22 protein-coding genes are annotated in these 25,623 nt (G+C 69.6%); 9 read left to right on the top strand and 13 right to left on the bottom strand.

Going from position 1 to position 25,623, the window contains the following annotated elements:
• The first annotated feature begins 224 nt into the window (after nucleotides 1-224).
• Nucleotides 225-2,684: a DNA gyrase/topoisomerase IV subunit A gene (locus IEZ19_RS07220; RefSeq protein ID WP_189310212.1), complete on the top strand. Its 2,460-nt coding sequence runs from the start codon at nucleotides 225-227 to the stop codon at nucleotides 2,682-2,684.
• Here the strand turns inward: IEZ19_RS07220 and IEZ19_RS07225 are convergent.
• Nucleotides 2,681-3,751 (bottom strand): CobW family GTP-binding protein, encoded by a 1,071-nt coding sequence (locus tag IEZ19_RS07225; protein ID WP_229840017.1) that lies wholly within the window; start codon nucleotides 3,749-3,751, stop codon nucleotides 2,681-2,683. The genes IEZ19_RS07220 and IEZ19_RS07225 overlap by 4 nt on opposite strands.
• 321 nt (nucleotides 3,752-4,072) lie before the next feature.
• Between IEZ19_RS07225 and IEZ19_RS07230 the strand changes: the two genes are divergently transcribed.
• Nucleotides 4,073-4,582: a DUF6082 family protein gene (locus tag IEZ19_RS07230; protein ID WP_189310215.1), complete on the top strand. Its 510-nt coding sequence runs from the start codon at nucleotides 4,073-4,075 to the stop codon at nucleotides 4,580-4,582.
• Nucleotides 4,583-4,819: 237 nt separating this feature from the next.
• Nucleotides 4,820-5,056 (top strand): hypothetical protein, encoded by a 237-nt coding sequence (locus IEZ19_RS07235; RefSeq protein ID WP_189310217.1) that lies wholly within the window; start codon nucleotides 4,820-4,822, stop codon nucleotides 5,054-5,056.
• 12 nt (nucleotides 5,057-5,068) lie between these two features.
• Here IEZ19_RS07235 and IEZ19_RS07240 read toward each other — a convergent pair whose 3' ends face one another.
• The gene (locus tag IEZ19_RS07240; RefSeq protein ID WP_189310219.1) at nucleotides 5,069-6,235 is read right to left on the bottom strand and encodes a citrate synthase/methylcitrate synthase; all 1,167 of its coding nucleotides are present in this window, start codon (nucleotides 6,233-6,235) and stop codon (nucleotides 5,069-5,071) included.
• Between the two features lie 112 nt (nucleotides 6,236-6,347).
• Here IEZ19_RS07240 and IEZ19_RS07245 point away from each other — a divergent pair, with 112 nt between their 5' ends.
• The 4 genes from IEZ19_RS07245 to IEZ19_RS07260 all read left to right on the top strand — a co-directional run bounded on the left by IEZ19_RS07245 (nucleotide 6,348) and on the right by IEZ19_RS07260 (nucleotide 11,062).
• Entirely contained in the window at nucleotides 6,348-7,601 is a 1,254-nt protein-coding gene (locus tag IEZ19_RS07245; RefSeq protein WP_189310221.1) for a citrate synthase family protein, read from the top strand.
• A gap of 69 nt (nucleotides 7,602-7,670) precedes the next feature.
• Nucleotides 7,671-8,612, top strand: coding sequence for a ferredoxin family protein (locus IEZ19_RS07250; protein WP_189310223.1), 942 nt, complete (start codon nucleotides 7,671-7,673; stop codon nucleotides 8,610-8,612).
• Between the two features lie 102 nt (nucleotides 8,613-8,714).
• A complete protein-coding gene (locus IEZ19_RS07255) occupies nucleotides 8,715-10,385 on the top strand; it encodes an ATP-binding protein (RefSeq protein WP_189310225.1) in 1,671 nt (556 codons plus the stop codon).
• Nucleotides 10,382-11,062 carry a response regulator gene (locus IEZ19_RS07260; RefSeq protein ID WP_189310227.1) on the top strand — a complete coding sequence of 227 codons (681 nt, stop codon included), beginning with the start codon at nucleotides 10,382-10,384 and terminating at the stop codon, nucleotides 11,060-11,062. The genes IEZ19_RS07255 and IEZ19_RS07260 overlap by 4 nt, the downstream gene beginning before the upstream one ends.
• Before the next feature lie 18 nt (nucleotides 11,063-11,080).
• Here the strand turns inward: IEZ19_RS07260 and IEZ19_RS07265 are convergent, their stop codons facing one another.
• From IEZ19_RS07265 to IEZ19_RS07275, 3 genes are all read right to left on the bottom strand, one after another.
• The gene (locus IEZ19_RS07265; protein WP_189310229.1) at nucleotides 11,081-12,151 is read right to left on the bottom strand and encodes an ABC transporter substrate-binding protein; all 1,071 of its coding nucleotides are present in this window, start codon (nucleotides 12,149-12,151) and stop codon (nucleotides 11,081-11,083) included.
• A 73-nt stretch (nucleotides 12,152-12,224) separates the two neighbouring features.
• Nucleotides 12,225-13,088 carry an ABC transporter permease gene (locus tag IEZ19_RS07270; RefSeq protein ID WP_189310231.1) on the bottom strand — a complete coding sequence of 288 codons (864 nt, stop codon included), beginning with the start codon at nucleotides 13,086-13,088 and terminating at the stop codon, nucleotides 12,225-12,227.
• Nucleotides 13,078-13,893, bottom strand: coding sequence for an ABC transporter ATP-binding protein (locus IEZ19_RS07275; protein ID WP_189310233.1), 816 nt, complete (start codon nucleotides 13,891-13,893; stop codon nucleotides 13,078-13,080). The genes IEZ19_RS07270 and IEZ19_RS07275 overlap by 11 nt, the downstream gene beginning before the upstream one ends.
• A 161-nt stretch (nucleotides 13,894-14,054) precedes the next feature.
• On the opposite strand from IEZ19_RS07275, the gene IEZ19_RS07280 reads away from it, so the two are divergent.
• Entirely contained in the window at nucleotides 14,055-14,747 is a 693-nt protein-coding gene (locus IEZ19_RS07280) for a response regulator (RefSeq protein ID WP_189310235.1), read from the top strand.
• 68 nt (nucleotides 14,748-14,815) lie between these two features.
• Here IEZ19_RS07280 and IEZ19_RS07285 read toward each other — a convergent pair whose 3' ends face one another.
• The 6 genes from IEZ19_RS07285 to IEZ19_RS07310 form a co-directional block, all read right to left on the bottom strand.
• Entirely contained in the window at nucleotides 14,816-16,408 is a 1,593-nt protein-coding gene (locus IEZ19_RS07285) for a monocarboxylic acid transporter (protein ID WP_189310237.1), read from the bottom strand.
• Complete coding sequence (locus IEZ19_RS07290) at nucleotides 16,405-16,944, bottom strand: DUF485 domain-containing protein (protein WP_189310239.1); 540 nt, start codon at nucleotides 16,942-16,944, stop codon at nucleotides 16,405-16,407. The genes IEZ19_RS07285 and IEZ19_RS07290 overlap by 4 nt, the downstream gene beginning before the upstream one ends.
• A gap of 69 nt (nucleotides 16,945-17,013) precedes the next feature.
• The gene (locus tag IEZ19_RS07295; RefSeq protein ID WP_189310241.1) at nucleotides 17,014-17,694 is read right to left on the bottom strand and encodes a response regulator transcription factor; all 681 of its coding nucleotides are present in this window, start codon (nucleotides 17,692-17,694) and stop codon (nucleotides 17,014-17,016) included.
• A complete protein-coding gene (locus IEZ19_RS07300) occupies nucleotides 17,691-18,842 on the bottom strand; it encodes a sensor histidine kinase (protein ID WP_189310243.1) in 1,152 nt (383 codons plus the stop codon). Before IEZ19_RS07300 ends, IEZ19_RS07295 begins: the two co-directional genes overlap by 4 nt.
• Nucleotides 18,839-19,363 (bottom strand): DUF1453 family protein, encoded by a 525-nt coding sequence (locus IEZ19_RS07305; protein WP_189310244.1) that lies wholly within the window; start codon nucleotides 19,361-19,363, stop codon nucleotides 18,839-18,841. Before IEZ19_RS07305 ends, IEZ19_RS07300 begins: the two co-directional genes overlap by 4 nt.
• A gap of 772 nt (nucleotides 19,364-20,135) precedes the next feature.
• Nucleotides 20,136-22,259 carry a DNA gyrase/topoisomerase IV subunit B gene (locus tag IEZ19_RS07310; protein WP_189310245.1) on the bottom strand — a complete coding sequence of 708 codons (2,124 nt, stop codon included), beginning with the start codon at nucleotides 22,257-22,259 and terminating at the stop codon, nucleotides 20,136-20,138.
• 443 nt (nucleotides 22,260-22,702) lie between these two features.
• Here IEZ19_RS07310 and IEZ19_RS07315 point away from each other — a divergent pair, with 443 nt between their 5' ends.
• A complete protein-coding gene (locus tag IEZ19_RS07315; RefSeq protein WP_189310246.1) occupies nucleotides 22,703-22,933 on the top strand; it encodes a DUF7455 domain-containing protein in 231 nt (76 codons plus the stop codon).
• A 145-nt stretch (nucleotides 22,934-23,078) separates the two neighbouring features.
• On the opposite strand, the gene IEZ19_RS07320 is transcribed toward IEZ19_RS07315, so the two are convergent.
• Nucleotides 23,079-23,909, bottom strand: a complete 831-nt coding sequence (locus tag IEZ19_RS07320; protein ID WP_189310247.1) for a S1 family peptidase — start codon at nucleotides 23,907-23,909, stop codon at nucleotides 23,079-23,081.
• 123 nt (nucleotides 23,910-24,032) lie between these two features.
• On the bottom strand, nucleotides 24,033-25,577 hold the full coding sequence (locus tag IEZ19_RS07325; protein ID WP_189310248.1) for an RNA polymerase sigma factor: 1,545 nt from the start codon (nucleotides 25,575-25,577) through the stop codon (nucleotides 24,033-24,035).
• Between the last annotated feature and the right edge of the window lie 46 nt (nucleotides 25,578-25,623).

The following is a 25,623-nucleotide window of genomic DNA, read 5'->3' on the forward strand; positions in this document are numbered from 1 at the left end:
CCCACAGCGGATCGCGTAGCCTGCGAAACCGTGCCGCGGAGCGGCCCACCGCGGAGCCGTCCCGGCGCCGGGGCGGGCCGTCGACGCCGGGCCCCGGCCCAGGTTGTCAGTCCCGCGGTCCACAATGGTCCGCATCAGATTCTGTTCACGCTTCAGCAAGAGCGTCACGCTTCAGCAAGAGCGCCCCAGGGCGAGCGCCCCGAAAACAGGAGGAGCCGGCAGCGATGGCCCGCCGCAGCACGAAGACCCCGCCGCCCGACGAACCGTTCGAGGAGAGGATCCTCGACATCGACGTCGTCGACGAGATGCAGGGCTCGTACCTCGAATACGCGTATTCGGTCATCTACTCCCGTGCCCTGCCGGACGCCCGCGACGGCCTCAAGCCGGTGCACCGCCGCATCGTCTACCAGATGAACGAGATGGGCCTGCGCCCCGAGCGCGGCTATGTGAAGTGCGCCCGCGTCGTCGGCGACGTCATGGGCAAGCTCCACCCGCACGGCGACTCGTCGATCTACGACGCGCTGGTGCGCATGGCCCAGCCGTTCTCCATGCGCGTCCCGCTGGTCGACGGGCACGGCAACTTCGGCTCGCTGGGCAACGACGACCCGCCGGCCGCCATGCGGTACACCGAGTGCCGGATGGCCGAGGCCACGAGCCTGATGACCGAGTCCATCGACGAGGACACGGTCGACTTCGCGGCCAACTACGACGGCCAGGAGCAGGAGCCGGTGGCCCTGCCCGCCGCCTTCCCGAACCTGCTGGTCAACGGCACCTCGGGCATCGCGGTCGGTATGGCCACCAACATGCCGCCGCACAACCTCGGCGAGGTCGTCGCGGCCGCGCGCCATCTGATCCGCCACCCGAACGCGGACCTGGACACGCTGATGAAGTACGTCCCGGGTCCCGATCTGCCCACCGGCGGCCGCATCGTCGGCCTGTCCGGGATCCGCGACGCCTACGAGACGGGCCGCGGCACGTTCAGGATCCGCGCGACGGTGTCCGTGGAGACCGTGACGGCGCGCCGCAAGGGCCTCGTCGTCACCGAGCTGCCGTTCTCGGTCGGCCCGGAGAAGGTCATCACCAAGATCAAGGACCTGGTCGGCTCGAAGAAGATCCAGGGCATCGCCGACGTCAAGGACCTCACGGACCGTGAGCACGGGCTGCGCCTGGTCATCGAGATCAAGAACGGCTTCGTGCCGGAGGCGGTCCTGGAGCAGCTCTACAAGCTGACGCCGATGGAGGAGTCCTTCGGCATCAACAACGTCGCCCTGGTCGACGGCCAGCCCCTCACGCTGGGCCTCAAGGAGCTGCTCGAGGTCTACCTCGACCACCGCTTCGACGTCGTGCGCCGCCGCTCGGAGTTCCGCCGCGGCAAGCGCCGCGACCGGCTGCACCTGGTGGAGGGCCTGCTCACCGCCCTCATCGACATCGACGAGGTCATCCGGCTGATCCGCTCCAGCGAGAACAGCGCGCAGGCGAAGCAGCTCCTGATGGAGCACTTCTCGCTGTCGGAGATCCAGACGCAGTACATCCTGGACACCCCCCTGCGCCGTCTGACCAAGTACGACCGCATCGAGCTGGAGGCGGAGAAGGAGAAGCTCACCGCGGAGATCGCCGAGCTGACCCGGATCCTGGAGTCCGACGCCGAGCTGCGCAAGCTGGTCTCCGCCGAACTGGCCGCGGTGGCCAAAAAGTTCGGCACCGAGCGGCGCACGGTCCTGCTGGAGGCCGCCGGCACGCAGCCGGCGGCCGTACCGCTCCAGGTGGCGGACGACCCGTGCCGGGTTCTCCTGTCGTCGACGGGTCTGCTGGCACGTACGGCGAACGGCGAACCCTTCCCGGAGGACGCCGACGCCAAGCGCACCAAGCACGACGTGATCGTCTCGGCGGTCCCGGCGACGGCGCGCGGCGAGGTGGGCGTGGTGACGTCCGCAGGGCGACTGCTGCGGGTGAACGTGGTCGACCTCCCGCAACTGCCGGAGACGGCGGCGCCGCCGAACCTCGCCGGCGGGGCGCCGCTGTCGGAGTTCGTCTCCCTGGACGAGGGCGAGACGGTGGTGTGCCTGACCACGCTCGACGAGTCCTCCCCGGGCCTGGCGCTCGGCACGGAACAGGGTGTCGTCAAGCGGGTGGTGCCCGACTACCCGTCCAACAAGGACGAGTTGGAGGTCATCACACTCAAGGACGGTGACCGGATCGTCGGCGCGGTGGAGCTGCGCACCGGCGAGGAGGACCTGGTGTTCATCACGGACGACGCGCAGCTGCTGCGCTACCAGGCCTCCCAGGTCCGTCCGCAGGGCCGCGCGGCGGGCGGCATGGCGGGCATCAAGCTCACCGAGGGCGCCAAGGTGATCTCGTTCACGGCCGTCGACCCGGCGGTGGACGCGGTGGTCTTCACGGTGGCGGGTTCGCGCGGCACGCTGGACGACTCGGTCCAGACGACGGCGAAGCTGACCCCGTTCGATCAGTACCCGCGCAAGGGCCGCGCAACCGGCGGTGTCCGCTGCCAGCGGTTCCTCAAGGGCGAGGACTGCCTGGCCCTGGCCTGGGCGGGCCCGGTCCCGGCGAGGGCGGCCCAGAAGAACGGCACTCCGGCCGACCTGCCCGAACTCGACCCGCGCCGCGACGGCTCGGGCGTGTCCCTGCCGAAGACGGTGTCGGTGGTGGCGGGGCCGGTGTTCTAACCGACGCTGTCGTACGGCCGCCCGTCGTCCTGCTCCTCGGGATCCCGTACGTAGCGCAGGACGCCCCACATGCCGTGTTCATCGGCGTGTGGGGCGTCGTTCCGACACGCCCGGAGTTCCTTCTCGAGGGCGGCGGCGTCGATGCCGGACCCGATGAGGACGAGCTGCGTCAGCCGGGCATCGCCGACGGGCCAGGGCTCCGGGTAGAACCGCAGGAACCGCCCGACGGCGTGCACGGCGTAGCGATTCCGGGTGTCGTACGGCCCGAAGTCGACGTACCCCTTGATCCGGTAGAGCCCCTCGGGACGGCTGTCGAGGAATGCCATCAATCGGCGGGGCTCCAGTGGCACTTCGGAAACGAAGGACAGACTGTCGTACGCGGCGTGCAGATGCCCGGCATGCTCATGCTCGCCGTGGTCGTACAGATCGTCGAAGGACAACTGCCCGATGCGCTCCCCGGCGGGCTGGCAGTCGAAGAGGAACTCGGGGTCGACACGGCCGTGGGTGGCGGGGACGACGGCGGGGCGGTCCGTGAGCGAGTGGACGAGACCGAGGACGCGCTCGCCGTCCTCGGCCCGGTCGAGCTTGTTGACGACGACGAGGTCGGCGAGAGCGAGGTGCCGGTCGATCTCGGGGTGCCGGGCGCGCGTGTCGTCGAACTCGGCGGCGTCGACGACCTCGACGAGCCCTCCGTAGACGATCCCGGGGTGCTCGCTCGCGAGGAGCATCCGGACGAGTTCCCGGGGTTCGGCGAGCCCGCTGGCCTCGATGACGATGATGTCGATACCGGCGGCGGGCGAGGCGAGCCGCGCCAGATAGGAGTCCAGTTCACTCGCGTCGACGGCGCAGCACAGGCATCCGTTGCCGAGCGAGACGGTGGAGTCGCCGAGCGCCCCCGCCACGGCCATGGCGTCGATCTCCACGCTCCCGAAGTCGTTGACGATCGCGCCGATACGGCTGCCTCCGCTGCGGTGCAGGAGATGGTTGAGGAGGGTGGTCTTGCCGGAGCCCAGGAATCCGGCGAGCACGACGACCGGGATCTGCTGCCGACCGCGGTGCTGCCCCAAGGTGCGACCTCTCTCGAGCGGACGCGTGCACCGGCTCATGGCCGGGCGCACGACGGAGGATGGAGTGCGGCCCCAGGATACGAGCAGGAAGAAACACGGCGAAGTGAACGATTGTTAGCTGCGCTTGCGGGGCAGACGTTGGGCAGGTGCCGGAGCGTGCGACCCTCGCTTCCCTCCGTGCGCCGCCTCTCCGCCTCCCTGCCGATCAGAGCCGCTCGGCACACTCTGGGAGACGGCAAGCGCCGCCCACCGCTCGCCGGTCCCCTGCAGTCGACCCGCACCCCGACGACCGGCGGACGGCCGCCTGATTCGGGGGTTGACATGGCCACACAGGGCTCGGAGATAGGGAGGATCGTTTCGGCTGTGAAGGCGAGGTTCACGGCCGTCACGTATTCCATCAGCACACGGAGCGCACGTCATCGCAAGAGGGCCGTACTGACGCAGCAGCACCGGCTCCATTTCGACCTGCTCTGCAAGGCCATGGACGATCCCGCCCTGGCCGCCGTCCTGGACACGTACGAGACCGACGTCCCACCGGAGAAGCAACGCCAGTACCTCTTCGCCAACGCGCTCTACATCAACGCACTGCATTTTCACAGGATCGGAGCCCTGTCCCGGGAGGAGCTCTACGGCCACCTGCGCATCATCTGCCAGAACAAGCTCTTCCGTGAGTACTGGGAGGCGACGCGGCACCACAGGAAGAGCCTGCCCGAAACTTCCGAGGAGTTCGCTCTGGGCCGTATGACGGACGATCTCATCCAGGAACTCGCCGACACCGACACGGACGAGTGGTGGGTGGTCGGCCGTCCGCCGGACGACCCGTCTTCCTGACCCCGCCTCGCACGCCTCGTGGGCTCGCTGCGGGGCGGAGTCCGAGCTTTTTCCTCGAGTGTCTCGTGTCACCTTCGCTCACACGGGCAACAAAGTCGCTATCTTGTCGCTTGCTCCTCTCCGGGCACTCCGACGAACACCCCTGCGCTCGGAGCCACTCCACTCCGACGGATACACCGCCCGGAGATCAACACGCCTGGAGCCCATCATCTTTGAGCTACAAGGCGGGTTCTCCCAGTGAAGATCGTGCGACGTGTCGGGGCCTCTCCTCGCGAGCGCGGTAGTGCCAGCGGTCAGTCATGCCCCGACATCTTCGAGCTCAGTAACGGTGATTTCGCCGTTATCGGGCGCGAAGCCACCGCGGAACTCGACCCCGAGCTCCCCCTGGACGCCGCACGAGCCGACTACGAGCGCATCGTTGTCATCACACGGGAGACCCTGCTTCGCGCCAAGAGGGACATCCCCGAAAGCTGAGAATCGCTCAGGTCACCCCACGGCAGGCACCGCCGCCGGTGCCTCCAGCCCCACATATCGCGCCACCGGGCGGATGATCTTCGAGTCCGCCGCCTGTTCCAGAATGTTCGCGCTCCAGCCCACCACCCGCGCCGCCGCGAAGGTGGGCGTGAACATCTCGCGGGGCAGGCCGCAGAGTTCCATGACCACGCCCGCGTAGAACTCGACGTTCGTGTGGAGTTCACGGCCGGGCTTCAGCTCGGCGAGAATCGCCTCGACGTGGCGCTCGACCTCGACCGCGAACTCGACCCGCGGCCCGCCGAACCCCTCCGCGATCTCCCGGAGCATCCGGGAACGGGGGTCCTCCGTGCGGTAGATCGCATGGCCGAAGCCCATGATCCGCTCGCCCGACAGGACCCGTTCCCGGATCCAGCCGTCGATCCGGTCCGGCGTACCGATCGCGTCCAGGGTGTCCAGTGCGCGGCTGGGTGCCCCACCGTGCAGCGGCCCGGACAGCGCGCCCACAGCCCCCACCAGACACGCCGCCACATCGGCACCCGTGGACGCGATGACCCGAGCGGTGAAGGTTGATGCATTGAATCCATGGTCAATGGTTGAGATGAGGTATTGCTCGATCGCGCGGGCCCTGGACGGATCCGGTTCCGAACCGGTCAGCATGTACAGGTAGTTGGCCGCGTACGGGAGATCCTCGCGCGGCTCCACCGGTTCGAGCCCCCGCCCGAGCCGGTACAACGCGGTGAGCAGCGTCGGTACGGCGGCACACGCGGCCAGGGTGTCCTCGCGACGCCGGTCCGCGTCGATGTCGTACACCGGCCGGAATCCCCCCGCGGCACCGAGCAGCGACAGCGCCGTCCGCATCCCGGCCAGCGGACCCGACGTCCCGCTCGCCGCGGCCACGGCGGGCAGAGCGGCCCGCACCTCCTCGGGCAGCCGGCGCAGCGCCGCGGTGCGGGCGGCGAAGGCGGAGCCCTGTGCCGCGTCCGGCAGCTGGCCGTGGACCAGCAGATGCCAGACGTCCTCGAAGCCGCGGCTCCGCGCGAGTTCGACGGCCGAGTACTGACGATAGTGGTAGAAGCCCTCGAGCCCCCGGACGTCGCCGATCTCGGTGTCGGTGACGACGACGCCCGCGAGTCCGCGTGGCACGTCGACGAGGGTGGCCGCAGCCCTGTTGATGGACATGTTCTTCCTCCCTGGACTTGACCCGACTGTCCATGCTTGACTATTTCTCTGTCAATATTGATTGAATCAATACATCAGTCCATACATGCGGGAGGCGGCTACGGTGACTCCCATGCGCGATCAAGAACCCGCCCCCGGCGGCCCCGAGCGGAGGCTGAGCACCAAGGAGACGGCCGAACTGCTCGGCGTGAAGCCGGAGACCGTGTACGCGTACGTGAGCCGCGGCCAGCTCAGCAGCAGACGCGCACCCGGCGGCCGCGGCAGCACCTTCGACGCCGCCGATGTTGAGGCCCTCGCCCGGCGCAACAGGCGGGAGAGCGCGGCGAGTTCCGCCACCGGCGGTGAGCTGTCCGTCCGCACCCGGATCACGCTGATCGAGGAGGACCGGTACTTCTTCCGAGGCGTCGACGCCATCGAACTCGCTGCGCGCCACTCCTACGAAGAGGTCGCCGAATGGCTGTGGACGGGGCGGCTGACCCCCGGCGTCACTCTCACCGCGCCCGAGGACACCGTCGCCGTGGCGAGCCGTGCCGTGAACGCGCTGCCGGAACACGCCTCCCCCACCGACCGGTTGCGCGTCGCAGCCGTAGCTGCCGCGGCCGAGGACCCGCTGCGCTTCGACCTGTCCGAGGAGGCCGTACTGGGCACCGCGCGCATCCTCATCCCCACGCTCGTCGCCGCCCTGCCGACCATGCCGTTCGGCCACCAGGACAACGGCACGCTGGCCCACCGCCTGTGGGGCCGGCTGACCGGGCACGAGGCCGACGAGGCGTCACTGCGCGCCCTGGACACGGCACTCGCCCTGCTCGTCGACCACGACCTGGCCGCCTCCACGCTGGCGGTCCGGGTCGCCGCCTCGGCCCGCGCCCACGCCTACGCGGCCGTCTCGGCCGGACTCGGCGTCCTCGAGGGCCCGTTGCACGGTGCGGCCAGCGGACTCGCCCACCGCCTGCTGCTCGACGTGCTGGAGGAGGGCAACGCGGTTCCGGTGATCGCGGCGGAACTCCGCGCGGGCCGTCGCATCCCGGGGCTCGGCCACCGGCTCTACCCGGGCGAGGACCCACGCGCGCGTGCCCTGTTCGCGCTCCTGGAGCAGGTCCCGCGCGCGGAGTCGGCCCTGCTCGCGGCCCGGGACATCGTCGCCACCACCGCCCGCCACACCCCGCTGCACGCCAACGTCGACCTGGCCCTCGCCGTCCTCACCGTGTCCTGCGGGATGCCCGCCACGGCAGGCGAGACGATCTTCGCCGTCGCCCGGACGGCGGGCTGGATCGCCCATGCCCTGGAGGAATACGGCGAACGTCCCCTGCGCATGCGTCCCAGCGGCCACTACGTCGGCCCGCGCCCGCCTCAACCTGTGCCCTAGCCCCCACCCCGACAGGACACGAGCGAGGCCGGAAGTCGCCCCGGGGAAAGTCAGGTTAGGCTCACCTCCGTGAGTAGGTGCGCAACCGTCTCCCGGAGCCTCGACGAGCCCGTTTCCGGTACGGCGGCCACGGCGACGACGTGGCTGCTGCTGGAACAGCCCGGCCCTTGGGGCGCCAAGGCGCTCACATCGAGCCACTTGGACCACTCGCTGGGCCGCGCCCTGGAGGCGGCTGCCGAGGGAACGGGCGTGCGCATCGCGCTGATCCGGCGCCCGGGACGGCACGCCGACCCCGGGGCTCCCCCGATACGCCAGGTGTTCGCGGCCCACACCGTGCCCGGACACGTATGGCTGCACAGCGCCACGACCCGCGACCCGCGCAGGCTCCTCGACCTCGACTTCACGGCCCTCGGCGCGGGCGACCGCCGGACGTTCGGCTCGGCCCTGGGCGGCGCACCGCACACGGGCAGTCCGCTCGCGCTCGTGTGCACCAACGGCAAGCGCGACCGCTGCTGCGCCCTGCTCGGGCGCCCCCTCGCCACGGAGCTCGCCGCGTCCGGTGTGCGGGGCATCTGGGAGGTCACTCATCTGGGTGGTCATCGCTTCTCGCCGACGGTGCTCGTGCTGCCGTACGGCTACTCCTACGGTCGGGCCGAGGCACATGCCGTCAAGGAGGTCCTGCACGGCGTCCAGGAGGGGCGGGTGGTCGTCGAGGGCTGCCGCGGAAGTTCCGCCTGGGAGAAGCCGGGGCAGGCGGCCGAACTCGCCGTGCGGTCGGCGGCCGGCGAGTACGTGGCGGGTGCGCTGAGTGTCGTACGGACTGACGGCGCGGCCCCGCGCTGGACGGTGACCGTCGCCCACGTGAACGGCCGCCGCTGGCGCGTCATCGTGGCCCAGGGCGCCTCCCTGCCGCCCCGCCCGGAGAGCTGTGGAGCCTCGGTGCTGGGTGCCCCGGCCCGTATGGACGTCGTGTCGGTGCGTGAGGTGACGTCGACACCTCTGGCGCCCTGAGGGCCGTACTGGACCGCGTACATCCCGCCCTCAAGTCTTGATCAAGAGATCCCTGCCACACCCCCTACGGCCGGGCCCGCCCGTCCACGTACGGTCGTGGGCATGAGCCCCACGCCTCCCGCACGCCGTCTGCGCCTCGGTCTGCCCCGGCGGGTGTTCTCGCAGGTCCTGCTGATGCAGGTGGCGATCGCCGCGGGAGTGGCGGTGCTCGCCACGGGGCTCTTCCTGGCGCCCCTGAGCAAGCAGCTGGACCAGGAGGCGATGCGGCGCGCGCTGGCGATCGCCCAGACCACGGCCCAGGATCCGCAGATCGCCGAGGGCGTCCTGACCACGCCGCCGACCGTCGGCGGCCCGGTGCAGCGGGAGGCGGAGCGGATCCGGCGCTCCACGCACGCCGAGTACATCGTGGTGATGGACCGGCGGGGAGTGCGCTGGTCGCACACGACGCCGAGCGAGGTCGGCGCTCACGTCTCGACCGACCCCAGCGAGGCCCTGGCCGGCCAGCAGGTCATGGAGATCGACAGGGGCACCCTGGGCCGCTCCGCACGCGGGAAGGTGCCGCTGTACGACGCCGAGCAACGGATCGTCGGGGCGGTCTCGGTGGGTATCGCCTACGACAGCGTGCGGGCCCGGCTGCTCAGCGCGATCCCGGGGCTGTTCGCGTACGCGGGCGGCGCCCTCGCGGTCGGCGCGCTGGCCGCCTGGCTGATTTCCCGCAGGGTCCAGCGGCAGACCCGGGACCTGGCCTTCTCGGACATCTCGGCGCTGCTGGCGGAGCGGGAGGCGATGCTGCACGGCATCCGGGAGGGTGTCGTCGCCCTCGACAGGACCGGCCGTATCCGTCTCCTGAACGACGAGGCTCGGCGCCTGCTCGGCATCGGCGACGAGGCTGTCGGCCGGTCCCCCGACGAGGCGCTGGGCGAAGGGCGCACCACCGATGTCCTGACCGGGCGCGTGACCGGCACCGACCTGCTCACCGTGCGCGGCCAGCGGGTCCTGGTCGCCAACCGGATGCCGACCGACGACGGTGGCGCGGTGGCCACCCTGCGCGACCGGACCGAACTGGAGCAGCTCGGCCGCGAACTCGACTCCACGCACGGCCTCATCGACGCCCTGCGCGCCCAGGACCACGAGCACGCCAACCGCATGCACACGCTGCTTGGCCTGCTCGAACTGGAGATGTACGACGACGCGGTGGAGTTCGTCGGGGAGGTGGTCGGCGACCACCGGGTGACCGCGGAACAGGTCACCGAGAAGATCCAGGATCCGCTGCTCGCCGCCTTGTTGGTCGGCAAGGCGACCGTCGCGGCCGAACGCGGGGTCGCCCTGTGGGTGTCGGAGCGCACCCGGCTTCCGGACCGGCTGATCGACCCCCGAGGGCTGGTCACGGTCCTGGGCAATCTCGTGGACAACGCGCTCGACGCCGTCGGCGGCACGCCGCACGCGCGCGTGGAGGTCGAGTTGCGCACCGAGGGCCGTACGGCCGTCCTCAGGGTGTGCGACACGGGTCCCGGGATCCCGGCGGAACAGCGGGAGCTGATCTTCACGGAGGGGTGGTCCACCAAGGAGCCTCCCGCGCACGGCAAGCGCGGACTGGGGCTCTCCCTGGTGCGCAGGCTCGCCGAACGGCAGGGCGGTGCCGCGACGGTCGGCGAAGCGAACGGCGGGGGTGCGGAGTTCACGGTGGTGTTGCCCGACGCCCTGAGCGAGCCGGAGCTGGAACCGGCGCTCACCGCGCGCGTGTCGGCCGATGCCGAGGAGGAGGCGGGATGATCGAGGTGCTGGTCGTGGACGACGACACCCGGGTCGCCCGGGTCAACGCCGCCTACGTCGAGAAGGTGCCGGGCTTCCATGTGGCCGCCGAGGCGCACAACGCGGCCGATGCGCTGCGCCAGTTGGACGCGCTGCCCCGGCTCGACCTGGTCCTCCTGGACCACTACCTGCCCGACGAGACGGGCCTCGAGGTCGTCCGGGAGATGCGCCGGCGCGGCCACCAGACCGACGTGATCATGGTGACGGCGGCCCGGGACGTGTCCACCGTGCAGGCGGCGATGCGGCACGGGGCCCTGCAGTACCTGGTGAAGCCGTTCGCCTTCGCGGGGCTGCGGACCAAGCTGGAGGCCTACGCGCGGCTGCGGCGCACCCTGGACGGCGGCGGAGTGGCCGAACAGGCCGAGGTCGACCGCATCTTCGGCGCACTGTCCGCACCGTCGGCGCCGAATCTGCCCAAGGGGCACTCCCCCACCACCGCCGAACTGGTGCGGCAGTCCCTGATGAACGCCGAGAACCCGCTGTCGGCCCAGGAGATCGCCGAGCGGACCGGGGTGAGCCGGCAGACCGCCCAGCGCTATCTCAAGCTCCTGGAGCGCACGGGCCGGGCCCGGCTCGCCCTCAAGTACGGCGACGTGGGCCGCCCCGAACACCGTTACGTGTGGGCGACCCGCGTCTGATGCGCCGTGCCGCGTCCGTCAGCCGGCGGACTTGGCGGCCTGCTCGACGAACTCGGTCGTGAACGTCTTGCCGAGGTCCACCTCAGCGTTCTTGATGTTGGGGTTGAACGCCTTGAGGACCTTCTCAACAGTCTCCGGACCGTTGGTGGGCATCACACCGTCGTCCGTGAACATCGGCAGCGTGCTCTTGATCGACTCCGCGTAGAGCGTCTTGTCGCCCTGGGAGTAGTCGGCGGGCATCTTCGCCGCGATCTCGTCAGCGCTGTGGGTGGACATCCACTTGAGCGTCTTGACGAATGCGTTGACCAACTTCTGGACGGTGGGCTTGTGGCCGTTCACCCAGTCCGTCTGCATGTACAGACTTGACGACGGATACGGCCCACCGAGCGCCTCCTGCGAGCCCTCGGGCGTGCGCATGTCGAGCAGGATCTTGCCCGCCTTCTTGTCCAGGATCGTGGCGACGGTCGGGTCGGTCGTCATGCCGCCGTCGATCGCGCCCTTCTGGAGCGCCGCGATGAACGTCGGGCCGGCGCCCACCGCGACCGGCGTGAACTCGTTGACCTGCACGCCGTTCTTGACGGCGAGGTACTTGGTGAGGAAGTCGGTCGAGGAACCGAGACCGGTAACGCCCAGCTTCCTGCCCTTGAAGTCCTTGGGCGAGGTGACGTCTCCGGCCGCCTTGTCGGACACGATCTCGACCTCGCCCGGCGCGTGCGAGAACTGCACGACGGACTCCACGGACTTGCCCTTCACCTGGAGGTCGAGGGTGTGGTCGTAGAAGCCGACCGCGCCCTGCACCTGACCGGAGACGAGCGCGGTCTCGGCCTGCACGCCGGCGGGTTCGCTGAGCAGTTCCACATCGAGGCCCTCGGCGTCGAAGTAGCCGAGCCGCTGGGTGAGCATCGCGGGCAGGTAGATGACCTTGTCCAGGCCACCGACCATGATCTTGACCTTCTCGCCCTTGCCGTCGCCCTTGCTTCCGGAGCCGCTGGACGCGGTGCTCGCCGCGTCGTTGGCGCAGGCGGTGAGCGAGGAGAGGGCAAGCAGGCCGGTGGCGGCCAGCGACGCGTATCTGGCGGTCTTGCGCATGGCGGTTTCACGTCCTTGTGAGAGGGCGGTGCGGGGATGAGGAGCAGGTGCGTGGGGGGCGTGCGGGGCTCGGTCAGCTGTCCGAGCCGGTCGGCTTCCACCGGAAGATGCGACGCTCGGCGAAGGTCAGCAGGCCCTCGGCGACAAGTGCGACGGCAGCGAGGATGACCATCGCGGCGTACACACCGGCCGCGTTGAAGGTGCCCTGGGACTGGGCGACGAGCAGGCCGATGCCCTTCGTGGCGCCGATGTACTCGCCGACGATGGCGCCGATCAGCGCGAAGCCGAAGCTGACGTGGAGGCTGGTGAAGATCCAGGACGTGGCCGAAGGGATGACCACCTGGAGCGTGACCCGCCGGTCGCTGGCACCCAGGATGCGGGCGTTCGCGACCAGGTTGCGGTCGACCTCCCGGGCGCCCTGGAAGGCGTTGAAGAAGACCGGGAAGAAGACGAGCACCACGGCCGAGGCGACCTTGGACGCCGGTCCGAGTCCGAACCAGATCACGAAGATCGGCGCCAGGACGATCCTGGGAATGGAGTTGAGCACCTTGATGTATGGACCAAGGACATCGGCGAGGAAGGCGATCCGCCCGAGAGCGATACCGAAGACGACACCGGCGATCACACCGATGATCCAGCCGACGAGCGCCTCGTACAGCGTGTACCAGATCTGCTCGCCCAGGGAGCCGAGCGCTGTGCCGTGCGTCAGCCAGGTGTAGATCTGGTCCCAGATCTTCGAGGGCATCGAGAAGTTGAACGGATCGATGACCTCGGTGCGAGACAGCACCTCCCACAGGCCGAGCACGGCCACGAGGAGCAGTACCCGTACAGCGGCGACGACCACCTTCCGTCTGCGGGCGGCCTGGGCCCGGGACTGCGCGCGGTCGGATGTCTTGGCCGTGTCGACGACCGGCGTGCTGAGGACGTCAGGCGACATCGGCGGCACCCCTCTCGCGGGTGATGCGGACCTCTTCACCGAGCGACTCCCAGATCTCGCGGTAGATCTCGATGAACCGCGGTTCGAGACGCACCGACTCGACCTTGCGCGGCCGGGGCAGGTCGATGTCGAAGACCTGCTTGACCGTCGCGGGCCCGGCGGTCATGACGACGACCTTGTCGGCCAGCGCGATGGACTCCTCCAGGTCGTGGGTGACGAAGACGACCGAGGCGCCTGTGCCCTCCCACAGTTCGAGGAGTTCGTCCGACATCAGCGCCCGGGTCTGGACGTCCAGCGCCGAGAACGGCTCGTCCATCAGCAGAATCTCGGGGTCGTTGACGAAGGTCGCGGCGAGGGCGACACGCTTGCGCTGGCCGCCGGAGAGCTGGTGCGGGTAGCGGTCCTCGAAGGCGGCGAGGCCGACGCGGGCCAGCCACTCGCGGGCCTTCTCCTTGGCCTCGGCCTTCGGTACGCCGCGAAAGCGCGGGCCCGCCATGACGTTGGACAGAACGGAACGCCAGGGGAACGTGGCGTCCTGCTGGAAGACGAAACCGACCTTGTCACCTACGCCGGAAACCGGCTCCCCGGCCACCAGCACCTCGCCCTCGGTGGGCTCCTCCAGGCCGCTGACCAGGGTCAGGGTGGTGGATTTGCCGCAGCCGGTGGGGCCGACGACGGCCACGAACTCACCGCGCCCGACAGTGAGGTCCAGGCCCCTGACGGCCGTGTGCAGACCCCCCGACGGGGTCTTGAAGATCTTGCTGGCGCCCCGCAGTTCGATGGCGGGGCCGGTGTCTGCGCTCATGGCCCGGGACGGTAGGTGTGGTCCCGGCCACAGCAGGAGTCTTCTGAGCGCTAGCCGTTCTTTTGCTCGCAAGAGCCTGTTGTGCTCGTTTTGCTCGCGCTACAACTGCGGAGCCGAAACACGGGCTTAACGCTCGCCTGGCCTTGAGGAAATGAGGCCCCATGATTGACGTCCTGGTGGTGGACGACGACTTCCGTGTCGCCGAGATCAACGCCAAGTACGTGGGAAAGGTTCCCGGATTCCGGGTGGCCACCCGCGCGCACAGCGCTGCCCAGGCCCTGGCCGCCGTGGAACGCGGGGGCATCGACCTGGTGCTTCTCGACCACTACTTGCCGGACCAGACGGGCCTGGAACTGGTCCACCGCATGCGCGAACAGGGCCATGGCACCGACGTCATCATGATCACGGCGGCCAGCGATGTGACGACCGTGCAGAAAGCGATGCGGCTGGGCGCCCTGCACTATCTGGTCAAGCCGTTCACCTTCGCCGCGCTGCGCACCCGCCTGGACTCGTACGCCGCCCTGTGCCGCACCGTCGACCGCGTCGGCGGCCGGGGGCTGACGGGCCAGGAGCAGGTCGACCGGATCTTCGGCGCGCTGCGCACCGCGCCCGCGCCGAGTTCGCCAGGCCTGCCGAGCGGTCACTCGGAACCCACCACGGACCTCATCTGCGGTGTCCTGCACCGCGCCGACCACCCGTTGTCGGCCCACGAGGTGGCCGCCCGGACCGGCCTGAGCCGATCCACCGCACAGCGCTATCTGCGCCACCTGGAACAGGCCGGCCGACTGCGCCTCTCGCTGAAGTACGGCGACACGGGGCGGCCGGAACACCAGTACGCGTGGGTGGCGCCGTAACACTTCGGCTCCCGGACGCGTCGGGGGCGCCGCCATGACGGCTCACCGCCTCGGCACGCGCGCCGCACCTACACCGCCCCCGCACCCGTCAGCGAGCGCACCTCGGTCTCCGCGTGCTTGGCCTCGTCCGGCACCTCGGTCGAGGTGACGGTGCCCAGCCAGCCGGCGAGGAAGCCGAGCGGGATGGAGACGATGCCGGGGTTCTGCAGCGGGAAGTACTGGAAGTCGACCCCAGGAAACAGCGCCCCCGGGCTGCCCGACACCACCGGCGACAGGACGACCAGGCACAGCGCCGGAACAAGCCCGCCGTACACGGCCCACACGGCGCCACGCGTCGTGAAGCCGCGCCAGAACAGCGAGTAGAGCAGCACCGGCAGATTCGCGGACGCGGCCACGGCGAAGGCGAGGCCCACCAGGAAGGCGACGTTGAGGTCACGCGCCAGCAGCCCCAGCGCGATCGCCACCACACCGATCCCGACCGCCGCCACGCGCGCCACGGCCACCTCGCTGCGCGGCTCGCGGCGCCGACGGCGCAGCGAGGCGTACAGATCGTGGGCCACGGACGCCGAGGAGGCGAGGGTGATCCCGGCGACCACCGCGAGGATCGTGGCGAAGGCCACGGCCGCGACGACGGCGAACAGCACCGTCCCACCCGTGGAGTCGGCTCCACCGCCGAGATCGAGCGCGAGCAGCGGAACCGCCGTGTTCCCGGCCTCGTTCGATCTGCGCACCGCCTCCGGCCCGACGATGGCGGCCGCCCCGAAACCGAGGACGATCGTCATCAGATAGAAACCGCCGATCAGCCCGATGGACCACACTACCGAACGGCGTGCGGCCCGCGCCGTCGGCACCGTGTAGAAGCGGGAGAGGATGTGCGGCAGCCCGGCCGTGCCCAGGACGAGCGCGAGTCCCAGGCTGATGAAGTCGAATCGGGCGGTCCAGTCCCCGCCGTACTTCAGTCCCGGCGCCAGGAACGCGTCCCCGTGACCGCTGCGCTCCGCGGCCGTGAGCAGCAGTCGGTCGACGTCCCCGTGGAAGCGCACCAGGACGAGCACGGTGAGCGCGATCGTCCCGCCGAGCAGCAGCACCGCCTTCACGATCTGAATCCAGGTGGTGGCCCGCATCCCTCCGAACGACACGTAGATCACCATCAGTGCGCCGACGCCGATCACCGTCCACACCTGCGCCGCCCCGCCCGTCCGCCCGAGCAACAGCGCTACGAGGCTGCCCGCCCCCACCATTTGCGCCACCAAATAGAGAACGGACACGGTGACCGAGGACGTTCCCGCGGCGATCCGCACGGGCCGCTCGCTCATGCGCGCCGCCAACACGTCGGCGAGCGTGAACCGTCCGCAGTTACGGACCAGTTCGGCCACCAGAAACAGCACCACCAGCCACGCGACGAGGAACCCCACCCCGTACAGCAGCCCGTCGTAGCCGAACAGGGCGATCAGTCCGGTCACGCCCAGGAAGGAAGCAGCCGACATGTAGTCACCCGCGATGGCAAAACCATTCTCCATCGGCGAGAACAGCCGCCCGCCGGCGTAGAACTCCTCGGCGGAGCCGTGCCGTTTACGGCTCACCCATGTCGTGATCCCCAGGGTCACCGCCACGAAGGCGCTGAACAGCAGGAGCGTCAACGTTTGATGACGATCCGTCACAGCTCACCGCCCCGGACTTCACGCGTCAGTTCCTGGGTGTCCCACCGCAGCTCGAGCGCGGCCCGGTCCCTGCGCAACCGCGCGTGCCGCGAGTACGCCCAGGTGAGCAGAAACGTGGTGAGGAACTGCCCGAGACCCGCGACCATTGCCACGTTCACCGCACCCGCCACGGGCCGGGCCATGAACCCCGGCGCGGTCGTCGCGGTGATCACATATCCCACGTACCAGGCGAGGAAGACGGCGACGCCCGGCACCACGAACCGTCGGTAGCGACTGCGCACCTCCTGGAACGCCGCACTGCGCTGTACCTCGAGGTACACATCCCGCGCGCGAACGGCAGCTCCCTCACGCGCCGCCGGCGCGACGGGCGCCGGCACTCCCGTGCCGTCCGACTCGCCCCAGCCCGAGGCCAGTGCGTCGTACCAGGGGTCCTCGTACCTCACCTTGCGTTGATCCGTGCCGTGGTCTTCGTGGCTCTCGGCCGAACTCTCGGGACCGCCCCCGCTTCCGTGGAGGCGACCGTTGCTTGACTGCATGCCCAAGGATGGACAGAACGGGAAGATCCCTGACTCTTCTTCCCCCGGCACTTCACCCCATCAGGTGACTCAATCCGCTGGTGGCCGCACCAAGCCCTTCCCATACGCGTAACGCACCGCCTGGGCACGGTCCTTGAGCCCCGTCTTGGCGAACAGGTTGTTGATGTGCGTCTTCACCGTCGCGGTGGAGACGTGCAGCCGACGCGCGATCTCCTGGTTGGACAGACCCTCGGCGATCAGCACCAGGACCTCCGTCTCCCGCGTGGTGAGCCCGTCGGGCGCCCCGGCGCGCACGGGCTGCGGCTCGGGCTCCGAAAGCCGCTCCAGCAGCCGCCGTTGGACACTCGGCGACAGCCCCGCGTCCCCGGACAACACACTGTGTACGGCCCGCACGATCTCGTCACCTCCCGCGTCCTTCGTGAGATAGCCCCGTGCTCCCGCTCTCAGCGCGGGGAACAGCGAGTCGTCGTCCGCGAACGTGGTGAGCACCACGACCTGCGTGCCCGGGTACTCCGACCGGATCCGCCGGGTCGCCTCCACACCGTCGCAGCGCGGCATCCGCAGGTCCATCAGGACCACGTCCGGAGCGAGCTCGGCAACCAGCTTCACCGCCTCGTCCCCGTCGCCGGCCGCCCCGACCACCTCGATGCCCGGCAGCAGTCCGAGCAGCATCACGATGCCTTCCCGGACCACGGTCTGGTCGTCCGCGACCACCACCCGCGCGGGCTTCCTGCCTGCCTCCTCCGTCATGCCGGCACCTTCAACGTCACCACGAACCCCTCTTCACCCGGCCCGGCCTCCAGAGAACCGCCCAGCAGCTCTGCGCGCTCCCGCATACCCAGCAGACCGTACCCGCCGCCCGATCCCGTGAGTTCGCCCGCCGTACCGCCCGAGTCCCGCACGCCCAGCGTCACTTCGTGCTCGCCGTAATCCAGCAGCACCTGGACCTTGGCCCCATGGGCGTGCTTGCGGATGTTGGTCAGTGCCTCCTGGGCCACCCTGCGTACGGCCTGCGACGCCTCTGCCGGCAGCGCTCTGCGCTCACCCGTGACGGTGACCTCGGCGCCGTCAGCCACGCTGACGAGCCCGCTCAGGAACTCCTCCAGCGGAGTCAGCTCGCCGCGCAGCGCGGAGAGCGCCTGCCGTGTCTCGTCGAGCCCGTCCCGGGCCATTCCCCTTGCCGCCACCACCCTTTCGAGGATCTGCTCCCGGTCCGCACCCCGCTCGATCAGCAGCCGGGCCGCCTCCAGGTGCACGAGCTGGGCCGAGAGGCTGTGGGCGAGGACGTCGTGGATCTCCCGCGCGATCCTGGCCCGTTCGCCCAGCGCCGCCGACTCCGCCTCGGCCGCTCGTGCCGCACGCTCCTGGGCGAGCAGCCGCTGTGCGCCGCCCCGCGCCTCGGCGTCGAGCCGGAGGACGTATCCGGCGAGTGCCATGCCCGTCACCGTGGCCGCAGTGGTCAGCCAGACGTCGTTGTTGACCGCGGAGAACGCGGCGAGCGCGACCGAGGCGACGGGCAGTGCCGCCCCGAGCGGAAGCCGCTCCAGCGCGGAGATGGCACAGCCGCACCACACGACCAGCGCCGGCCCGCGGAACCCCATGGTCTGGGCCGCGACGGCCATCCCCAGCAGCAGGGTGACCAACAGGAGGGACACACCGAGCCGGTGCTGGTAGGTGGTCCGGAAGAAGGCCCAGGCGAGGAACCCGGTCAGCAGGATCCCGCCGACCGCCGCGACCGTGCCCCAGCCGTGGAGGTGGTGGGACGAGAAGGCACTCCACAGCAGCAGGCCGATGACCAGAATCCGCACGGCCCAGGCGAGCAGACGCCTCGGCCGCGACGTCCCCTCACGACCGAGCGCCTCCCGCGAGGGCCAGCGCGTCCAGGCGTTCTCCGTCACGCGCGCTCCTTCCACACCGACCCGCGCACGGCGTCACCGTACGCCGTGGCTCGAGCGGGCACCGCGGTGAGCGACTGGGCCCGCCAGAGCAGGATCCCCGAGCGGACCAGCAGCGTAGCGGCGAGGGCCAGGAGCAGTGCGGAGCTGTCCTGGTGGACGCCCGTCGTCGCGCCGAACCCGAAGACGCCGACCCGCAGTGCGATGCCGATGATCCAGACGACCACGCTGGACTTCGTGCTCTTGGTCCACACGACGCCGTCCGGCTCCACCCATACCCGGGTCGTCCAGGCCCACCCCGCGCCGGTGGCGAGGCCTATGAGCAGCTCGGCGGCGAGCAGGAGCGCGGACTCCGTGCGGTGGTGGGCGTCGAGTAGGCCGGGCTCGCGCAGGGCCACCACGGCAAGGATCACGGGCACGATCCACCAGCGCCGGTCGGTGCCGATCGCACGGGCACGGAACTGCCGCACGATCACCAGCGCGACAACGGCCACGATCACCAACGCGTTGACGAGCCCGGACATCAGAGCCTCCGTGAGCGGAAGGGGGAGGCGGCAGCGGTTGCCGCCGACACCGAAGACGCTACGGAAATGCACAGGTCAGCAGATCGGAGCCAGGGTGGATCAAGGGTGGAACCTCACGAGCGGGAATCCTCCACCCACGGGTGGAGAACACGGCGAGCCGACGGACCCTGGGTCTGCGGAGCAGGAGGTCGGCCGAGCTGAGCGGGAGGGGCATGGGCCGGGGAATGCAGTGCCGTGGGGCCGAGGGACGTAGTGCAGACACACCGGCCCATCGAGCCCCGCCTCAGCTGTCACAGCGGGTAGCAGTCCCCCGCACCGCACGAGCCGAGACTGACGCAGCGCGCCGCGTAGCCGGGCCAGGAACCCGCAGGCAGAGATCTATCCGAGTGCCGACCTGTCGGCCAAGACCATGGCCCGACCTGAACCCGCGACCGATACTCGCCCCGACCCGACCCCGGCCAATGCTCGCCCCGACACGAGCCCGCGGCTCACACCCGACGCCGGCACAAGCCGGCCGGCCGAGCCGAGCCCCGTTCCGAACCGACGACCGAGGCCGGCCCCCGAACCGGTCAGCCCGCCCAGCCCGGAACCCGACCCGACCGGGGCCCAAGGCCGGGCCCCGCGAAGCGGTCGGCCGAGTCCCAAGCCCGGCCCGAACCGAACCACCGAGTCCAGCCCCGGCCCAATCCCGCGAATCCCACCCCGGCTCGACTACCGCGAACCGAGCCGAATCCCGCCCAGCCAGCCCCGTCGGCCGAGGCCGGCGCAGCGCCTACGCGTCGATCCGCGACCTGTCCAACGTAGCCGCCGAGCTCGAGATGAACTCCTTGCGCGGCGCCACATCGTTGCCCATCAGCAGGTCGAAGACCTGCTCGGCGGCGTCGAGGTCGGAGAGGTTGATCCGCCGCAGGGTGCGGTGGCGGGGGTCCATCGTGGTCTCGGCCAGCTGGTCGGCGTCCATCTCGCCGAGACCCTTGTAGCGCTGGATGGAGTCCTTGTACCGGACACCCTTGCTCTGGAGCTCCATGAGCTTGTCGCGCAGCTCGCGGTCCGAGTACGTGTAGACGTACTTGTCCTGGCCCTTCTTCGGCTGGGTCAGCTCGATGCGGTGCAGCGGCGGGACCGCGGCGAACACCCGGCCGGCCTCGACCATCGGCCGCATGTAGCGCTGGAACAGCGTCAGCAGCAGGCAGCGGATGTGGGAGCCGTCGACGTCGGCGTCCGTCATCATGATGATCTTGCCGTAACGCGCCGCGTCGAGGTCGAAGGTCCGGCCCGACCCAGCTCCTATGACCTGGATGATCGCGCCACACTCGGCGTTCTTCAGCATGTCCGTCACGGACGACTTCTGGACGTTGAGGATCTTACCCCGGATCGGCAGCAGTGCCTGGAACTCGGAGTTCCGGGCCAGCTTGGCCGTGCCGAGCGCGGAGTCTCCCTCGACGATGAACAACTCGCTGCGCTCGACGTCGTCGCTGCGGCAGTCGGCGAGCTTCGCGGGCAGGGAGGAGGACTCCAGGGCCGTCTTCCGGCGCTGTGCGTCCTTGTGCTGGCGGGCCGCGATGCGCGTGCGTGCGGCGGCCACCGCCTTCTCCAGGACCACACGCGCCTGTGCGGCGGCGTCACGCTTCGTGGAGGTCAGGAACCCCTTGAGTTCCTTGGAGATCACGGTGTTCACGATGCGACGGGCCGCGGACGTACCGAGGACCTCCTTGGTCTGGCCCTCGAACTGGGGCTCGGCCAGGCGCACGGTGACGACGGCGGTGAGGCCTTCCAGGGCGTCGTCCTTGACGATGTCGTCCTCGGCGACGCGCAGCAGCTTCTTGGCGCGCAGCACCTCGTTCAGCGTGCTGGTCACGGCCGTCTCGAAGCCCGCGACGTGGGTCCCGCCCTTGGGGGTGGCGATGATGTTCACGAACGACTTCAGGGTCGTGTCGTAGCCGGTTCCCCACCGCAGGGCCACGTCGACCGCGAGTTCACGGGTGACCTGGGTGGGGGTCATCTGACCGTGCTCGTCCAGGACGGGCACGGTCTCCCTGAAGGTGCCCTGTCCGGACAGGCGCAGGACGTCGCAGATCGGCTTGTCCGTGGCCAGGTACTCGCAGAACTCGCTGATGCCGCCGTCGAAGCGGAAGGACTCCTCGCCCTTGCTGCCGCCCTCACCGAGACCGAACTCGTCACGGACGACGATGGTCAGGCCCGGCACGAGGAAGGCGGTCTGACGGGCGCGCTGGTGGAGGTTCTCCAGCGAGAGCTTGGCGTCCTTGAGGAAGATCTGCCGGTCGGCCCAGTAGCGCACGCGCGTGCCGGTGCGGGTCTTGGGGATCTTCTTGGCCTTGCGCAGGCCGCTCTTGGCCTCGAACTTCGAGTCCGGGCCGGTCGCGGCGAAGGCGCCGGGCACACCGCGGCGGAAGCTGATGGCGTGGGTGTGGCCGCCGCGGTCCACCTCGACGTCGAGGCGGGCGGACAGGGCGTTGACGACGGACGCTCCGACGCCGTGCAGGCCGCCGGAGGCCGCGTACGAGCCGCCGCCGAACTTGCCGCCGGCATGCAGCTTGGTCATGACGACCTCGACGCCGGACAGACCCGTCTTGGGTTCGACGTCCACGGGGATGCCGCGGCCGTTGTCGCGCACCTCCACGGATCCGTCGTCGTGGAGGATCACCTCGATGTGGTCGCAGTACCCGCCGAGGGCCTCGTCCACGGAGTTGTCGATGATCTCCCACAGGCAGTGCATCAGACCGCGGCTGTCGGTCGATCCGATGTACATGCCCGGGCGCTTCCGCACGGCCTCGAGGCCCTCGAGGACGAGCAGGTGCCGCGCGGTGTAATTGGAACCGTCCCGGTCTGCTCCTGCCAGCAGCGCTGTGGACGGCACGGACGTATCGGCGGTCACGCGGTTCGCTCCTCGCTGAATTTCAGGTGGGGCCCTTCTGAGTAAGGGCGCGGCTTGGTTCGCCGCCAAGAGGGTACCGAGGCCTGGTAGAGCCGTTGTAACGCCACCCTCGTCTCTACGTCACACTAGCCCAGGGTCGCATAGGTGTTCGATCCCTCGATGGAGTGAAGCACATATCACGTTCCCTTCGGGGCATGAACCATTTAGGCTCCGGACATGTCCTCATGAACAACCGGCACGCCAGCCGGGGGGACACCAAACCGATTGACAGCGCGAAACCGTAAGGCACGCAAGACACGCAATACGGCCCATTCGCCGCCAACCGGCAGCAAACAGCCGCCCCGGAAAGATTTTTTCGCGGAAAGGCCACGAGCGGGAACGTTTTCGGGCTGGTTGGATGTTGACCCTGGTACGACAGCTCGTCGAGCTAGAGAAGAGGCGACGTGACTACTGTTCTGACCCCCGCGAGCCCGTTGACGGCCGCCGACCGCTGCGACCGCTGCGGCGCCCAGGCATACCTGCGCGTCGTCCTGCTCAGCGGTGGTGAACTGCTCTTCTGCGCCCACCATGGCCGCAAGTTCGAGCCGGAACTCAAGAAGATCGCCGCTGAGATACAGGACGAGACGGAGCGGCTGACGTCCGTTCCGGCATCTTCCTCCGAAGAAGAGCGCTGACACCTCGCATCCACGACGAGCCAGTTCCGGCACAGGCCGGTGAACGGGCGGCCGCCCCTTCCGGGAGCGGTCGCCCGTCGTCGTACCTCAGTGGGCTCGGGAGAGGCCTCAAATGCCGGCGTGCAGCTCTGCCGGGCCGCCGCCGTCAGGCACTGCGTCCCAGCGCGTGTGCGACCTCGGACATCCGGGTGTAGACACCGGGGCTCCCCGCCCGTCCACAGCCGTTCCCCCATGAGACGAGGCCGATCAGCCGCCCGTTGGCGACCAACGGGCCTCCGCTGTCGCCCTGGCACGCGTCGGGTCCGCCCGCGGCTTCACCGGCGCACAGCATGGAGGCGGAGCGGTACGTACCGTCCGGGCCGCCCGGATAGGCCTTCCGGCACGTTTTGTCGGGCAGCACGTGCACGCGAGCGGCGCGCAGGTGCCGCGGGTAGTCCCCGGCACCGGTCGTGTCGCCCCATCCGTAGACCGTGGCACCGGTTCCGGGCGTGTACGCCGGGTCGCCCGCCGCAGCCAGGCCGATGACAGCGCTCTGCGGCAGCGGCTCGGCAAGCTTGACCACGGCGAAGTCGCCGGAGTTGCTCGCCATGTCGTAGCCGGGATTGACCTTGGCCTCCCGCACGGATATCTCCTCCCCCTGGTCCGACAGCAGGTCCGTACGGCCTGCGATGACCTTGAGGTCGCGGACCTGTTCCGGCGGTCCTCCCATGACCTCTTCGCCCAGGCAGTGCGCTGCCGTGAGCACGGTCGTACGGTCTACAGCCACCCCTCCGCAGAACTGTCCGGCCCGCGTACCCCCGAACCGGTCACGGCTGGACAGCGCGACCGTCCAGGGGCTCTGGGAGACGTCCACGGGGAAACCGCCGACGACAACGCTGTCAGCGACCACGGGAGCCGCCGTGACCAGCGGTATGACTGCGGCGGTGGCGGCCAGAACCAGCGGCCCGACCACTGCCTGCTTGAAACGACGACGCATGCACGCTCCTCACTCAGGGTGCCTTCGGGAAACCCAGAGTCATCCAGAGCGCCGTGACCCGCAGCACGAAGGCCCGGCCTCCCCGTGGGAGACCGGGCCTTCGACGTCGGGCGACCGCGCGACCTAGTCGAGGTAGTCGCGCAGCACCTGGGAACGCGATGGGTGGCGCAGTTTCGACATGGTCTTGGACTCGATCTGGCGGATGCGCTCACGCGTCACGCCGTACACCTTGCCGATCTCGTCGAGGGTCTTCGGCTGACCGTCGGTGAGTCCGAAGCGCATCGAGACGACGCCCGCCTCACGCTCGGAGAGGGTGTCGAGGACCGAGTGCAGCTGCTCCTGCAGGAGCGTGAAGCTGACCGCGTCGGCCGGGACGACGGCCTCGGAGTCCTCGATGAGGTCACCGAACTCGCTGTCGCCGTCCTCGCCCAGCGGGGTGTGCAGCGAGATGGGCTCACGGCCGTACTTCTGGACCTCGATGACCTTCTCGGGGGTCATGTCGAGCTCCTTGGCCAGCTCCTCCGGGGTGGGCTCGCGGCCCAGGTCCTGGAGCATCTGGCGCTGCACGCGCGCGAGCTTGTTGATGACCTCGACCATGTGCACCGGGATACGGATGGTGCGGGCCTGGTCGGCCATCGCGCGGGTGATCGCCTGACGGATCCACCAGGTGGCGTACGTGGAGAACTTGTAGCCCTTGGTGTAGTCGAACTTCTCGACCGCGCGGATCAGACCGAGGTTGCCCTCCTGGATGAGGTCCAGGAAGAGCATGCCGCGGCCGGTGTAGCGCTTGGCCAGGGAGACCACCAGACGGAGGTTGGCCTCCAGGAGGTGGTTCTTGGCGCGGCGGCCGTCCTCGGCGATGATCTCCAGCTCACGCTTGAGCTTGGGGGCGAGCTTGTCGGCGTTGGCCAGCTTGTCCTCGGCGAACAGGCCTGCCTCGATGCGCTTGGCGAGTTCCACCTCCTGCTCGGCGTTGAGGAGGGGGACCTTGCCGATCTGCTTGAGGTAGTCCTTGACCGGGTCGGCGGTGGCGCCGGCCGCGGCGACCTGCTGGGCGGGCGCGTCGTCCTCGTCCTCGTCGGACAGGACGAAGCCCGCGCTCTCTGCACCCTCGGGCTCGTCGCCGGCCTTGGTCTCCTCGAGGACCTCTTCCTCGAGGATCTCAGCGTCGTCCTTCTTGGCGGTGGTCTTCTTGGCCGCCGTCTTCTTGGCGACGGTCTTCTTCGCGGCCGCCTTCTTGGCGGTCGTCGTCTTCTTGGCTGCGGCCTTCTTGGCCGGTGCGGCTTCCTCGGCGGGATCGACGACGGCGGGTTCGGCGGGCGCGGCCGGGGCGGCCGTGGTGGCGGTGGCCTTCCTGGCGGTCACTGTCTTCGCCGCGACCGTCTTGGTGGCGGTGCGCTTGGCCGGACTCTTCGCTGCGACGCTCTTACGGGTCCGCTTGGGCTCCGCGGCACTGACCATCAGCGTCACACCCTCTTCCTCGAGGATCTGGTTGAGGCTGCGCAGTACGTTCTTCCACTGAGTGGCCGGAATCTGGTCAGCTTCGAAGGCCCGACGCACATCGTCGCCGGCGATCTGCCCCTCAGCCTTTCCCCGCTCAATGAGCGCCATGACAGAGACGGACTCGGCGATCTCCGGCGGGAGCGTACGGGATGTGCTGGCCGACACGAACAACCTCTCGGAACGTTGGAAAACGGCTTCCGGCCCCGTCCAC

Origin of the sequence: Streptomyces brasiliensis, from assembly GCF_014647875.1 — a bacterium.
Lineage (GTDB): Bacteria > Actinomycetota > Actinomycetes > Streptomycetales > Streptomycetaceae > Streptomyces > Streptomyces brasiliensis.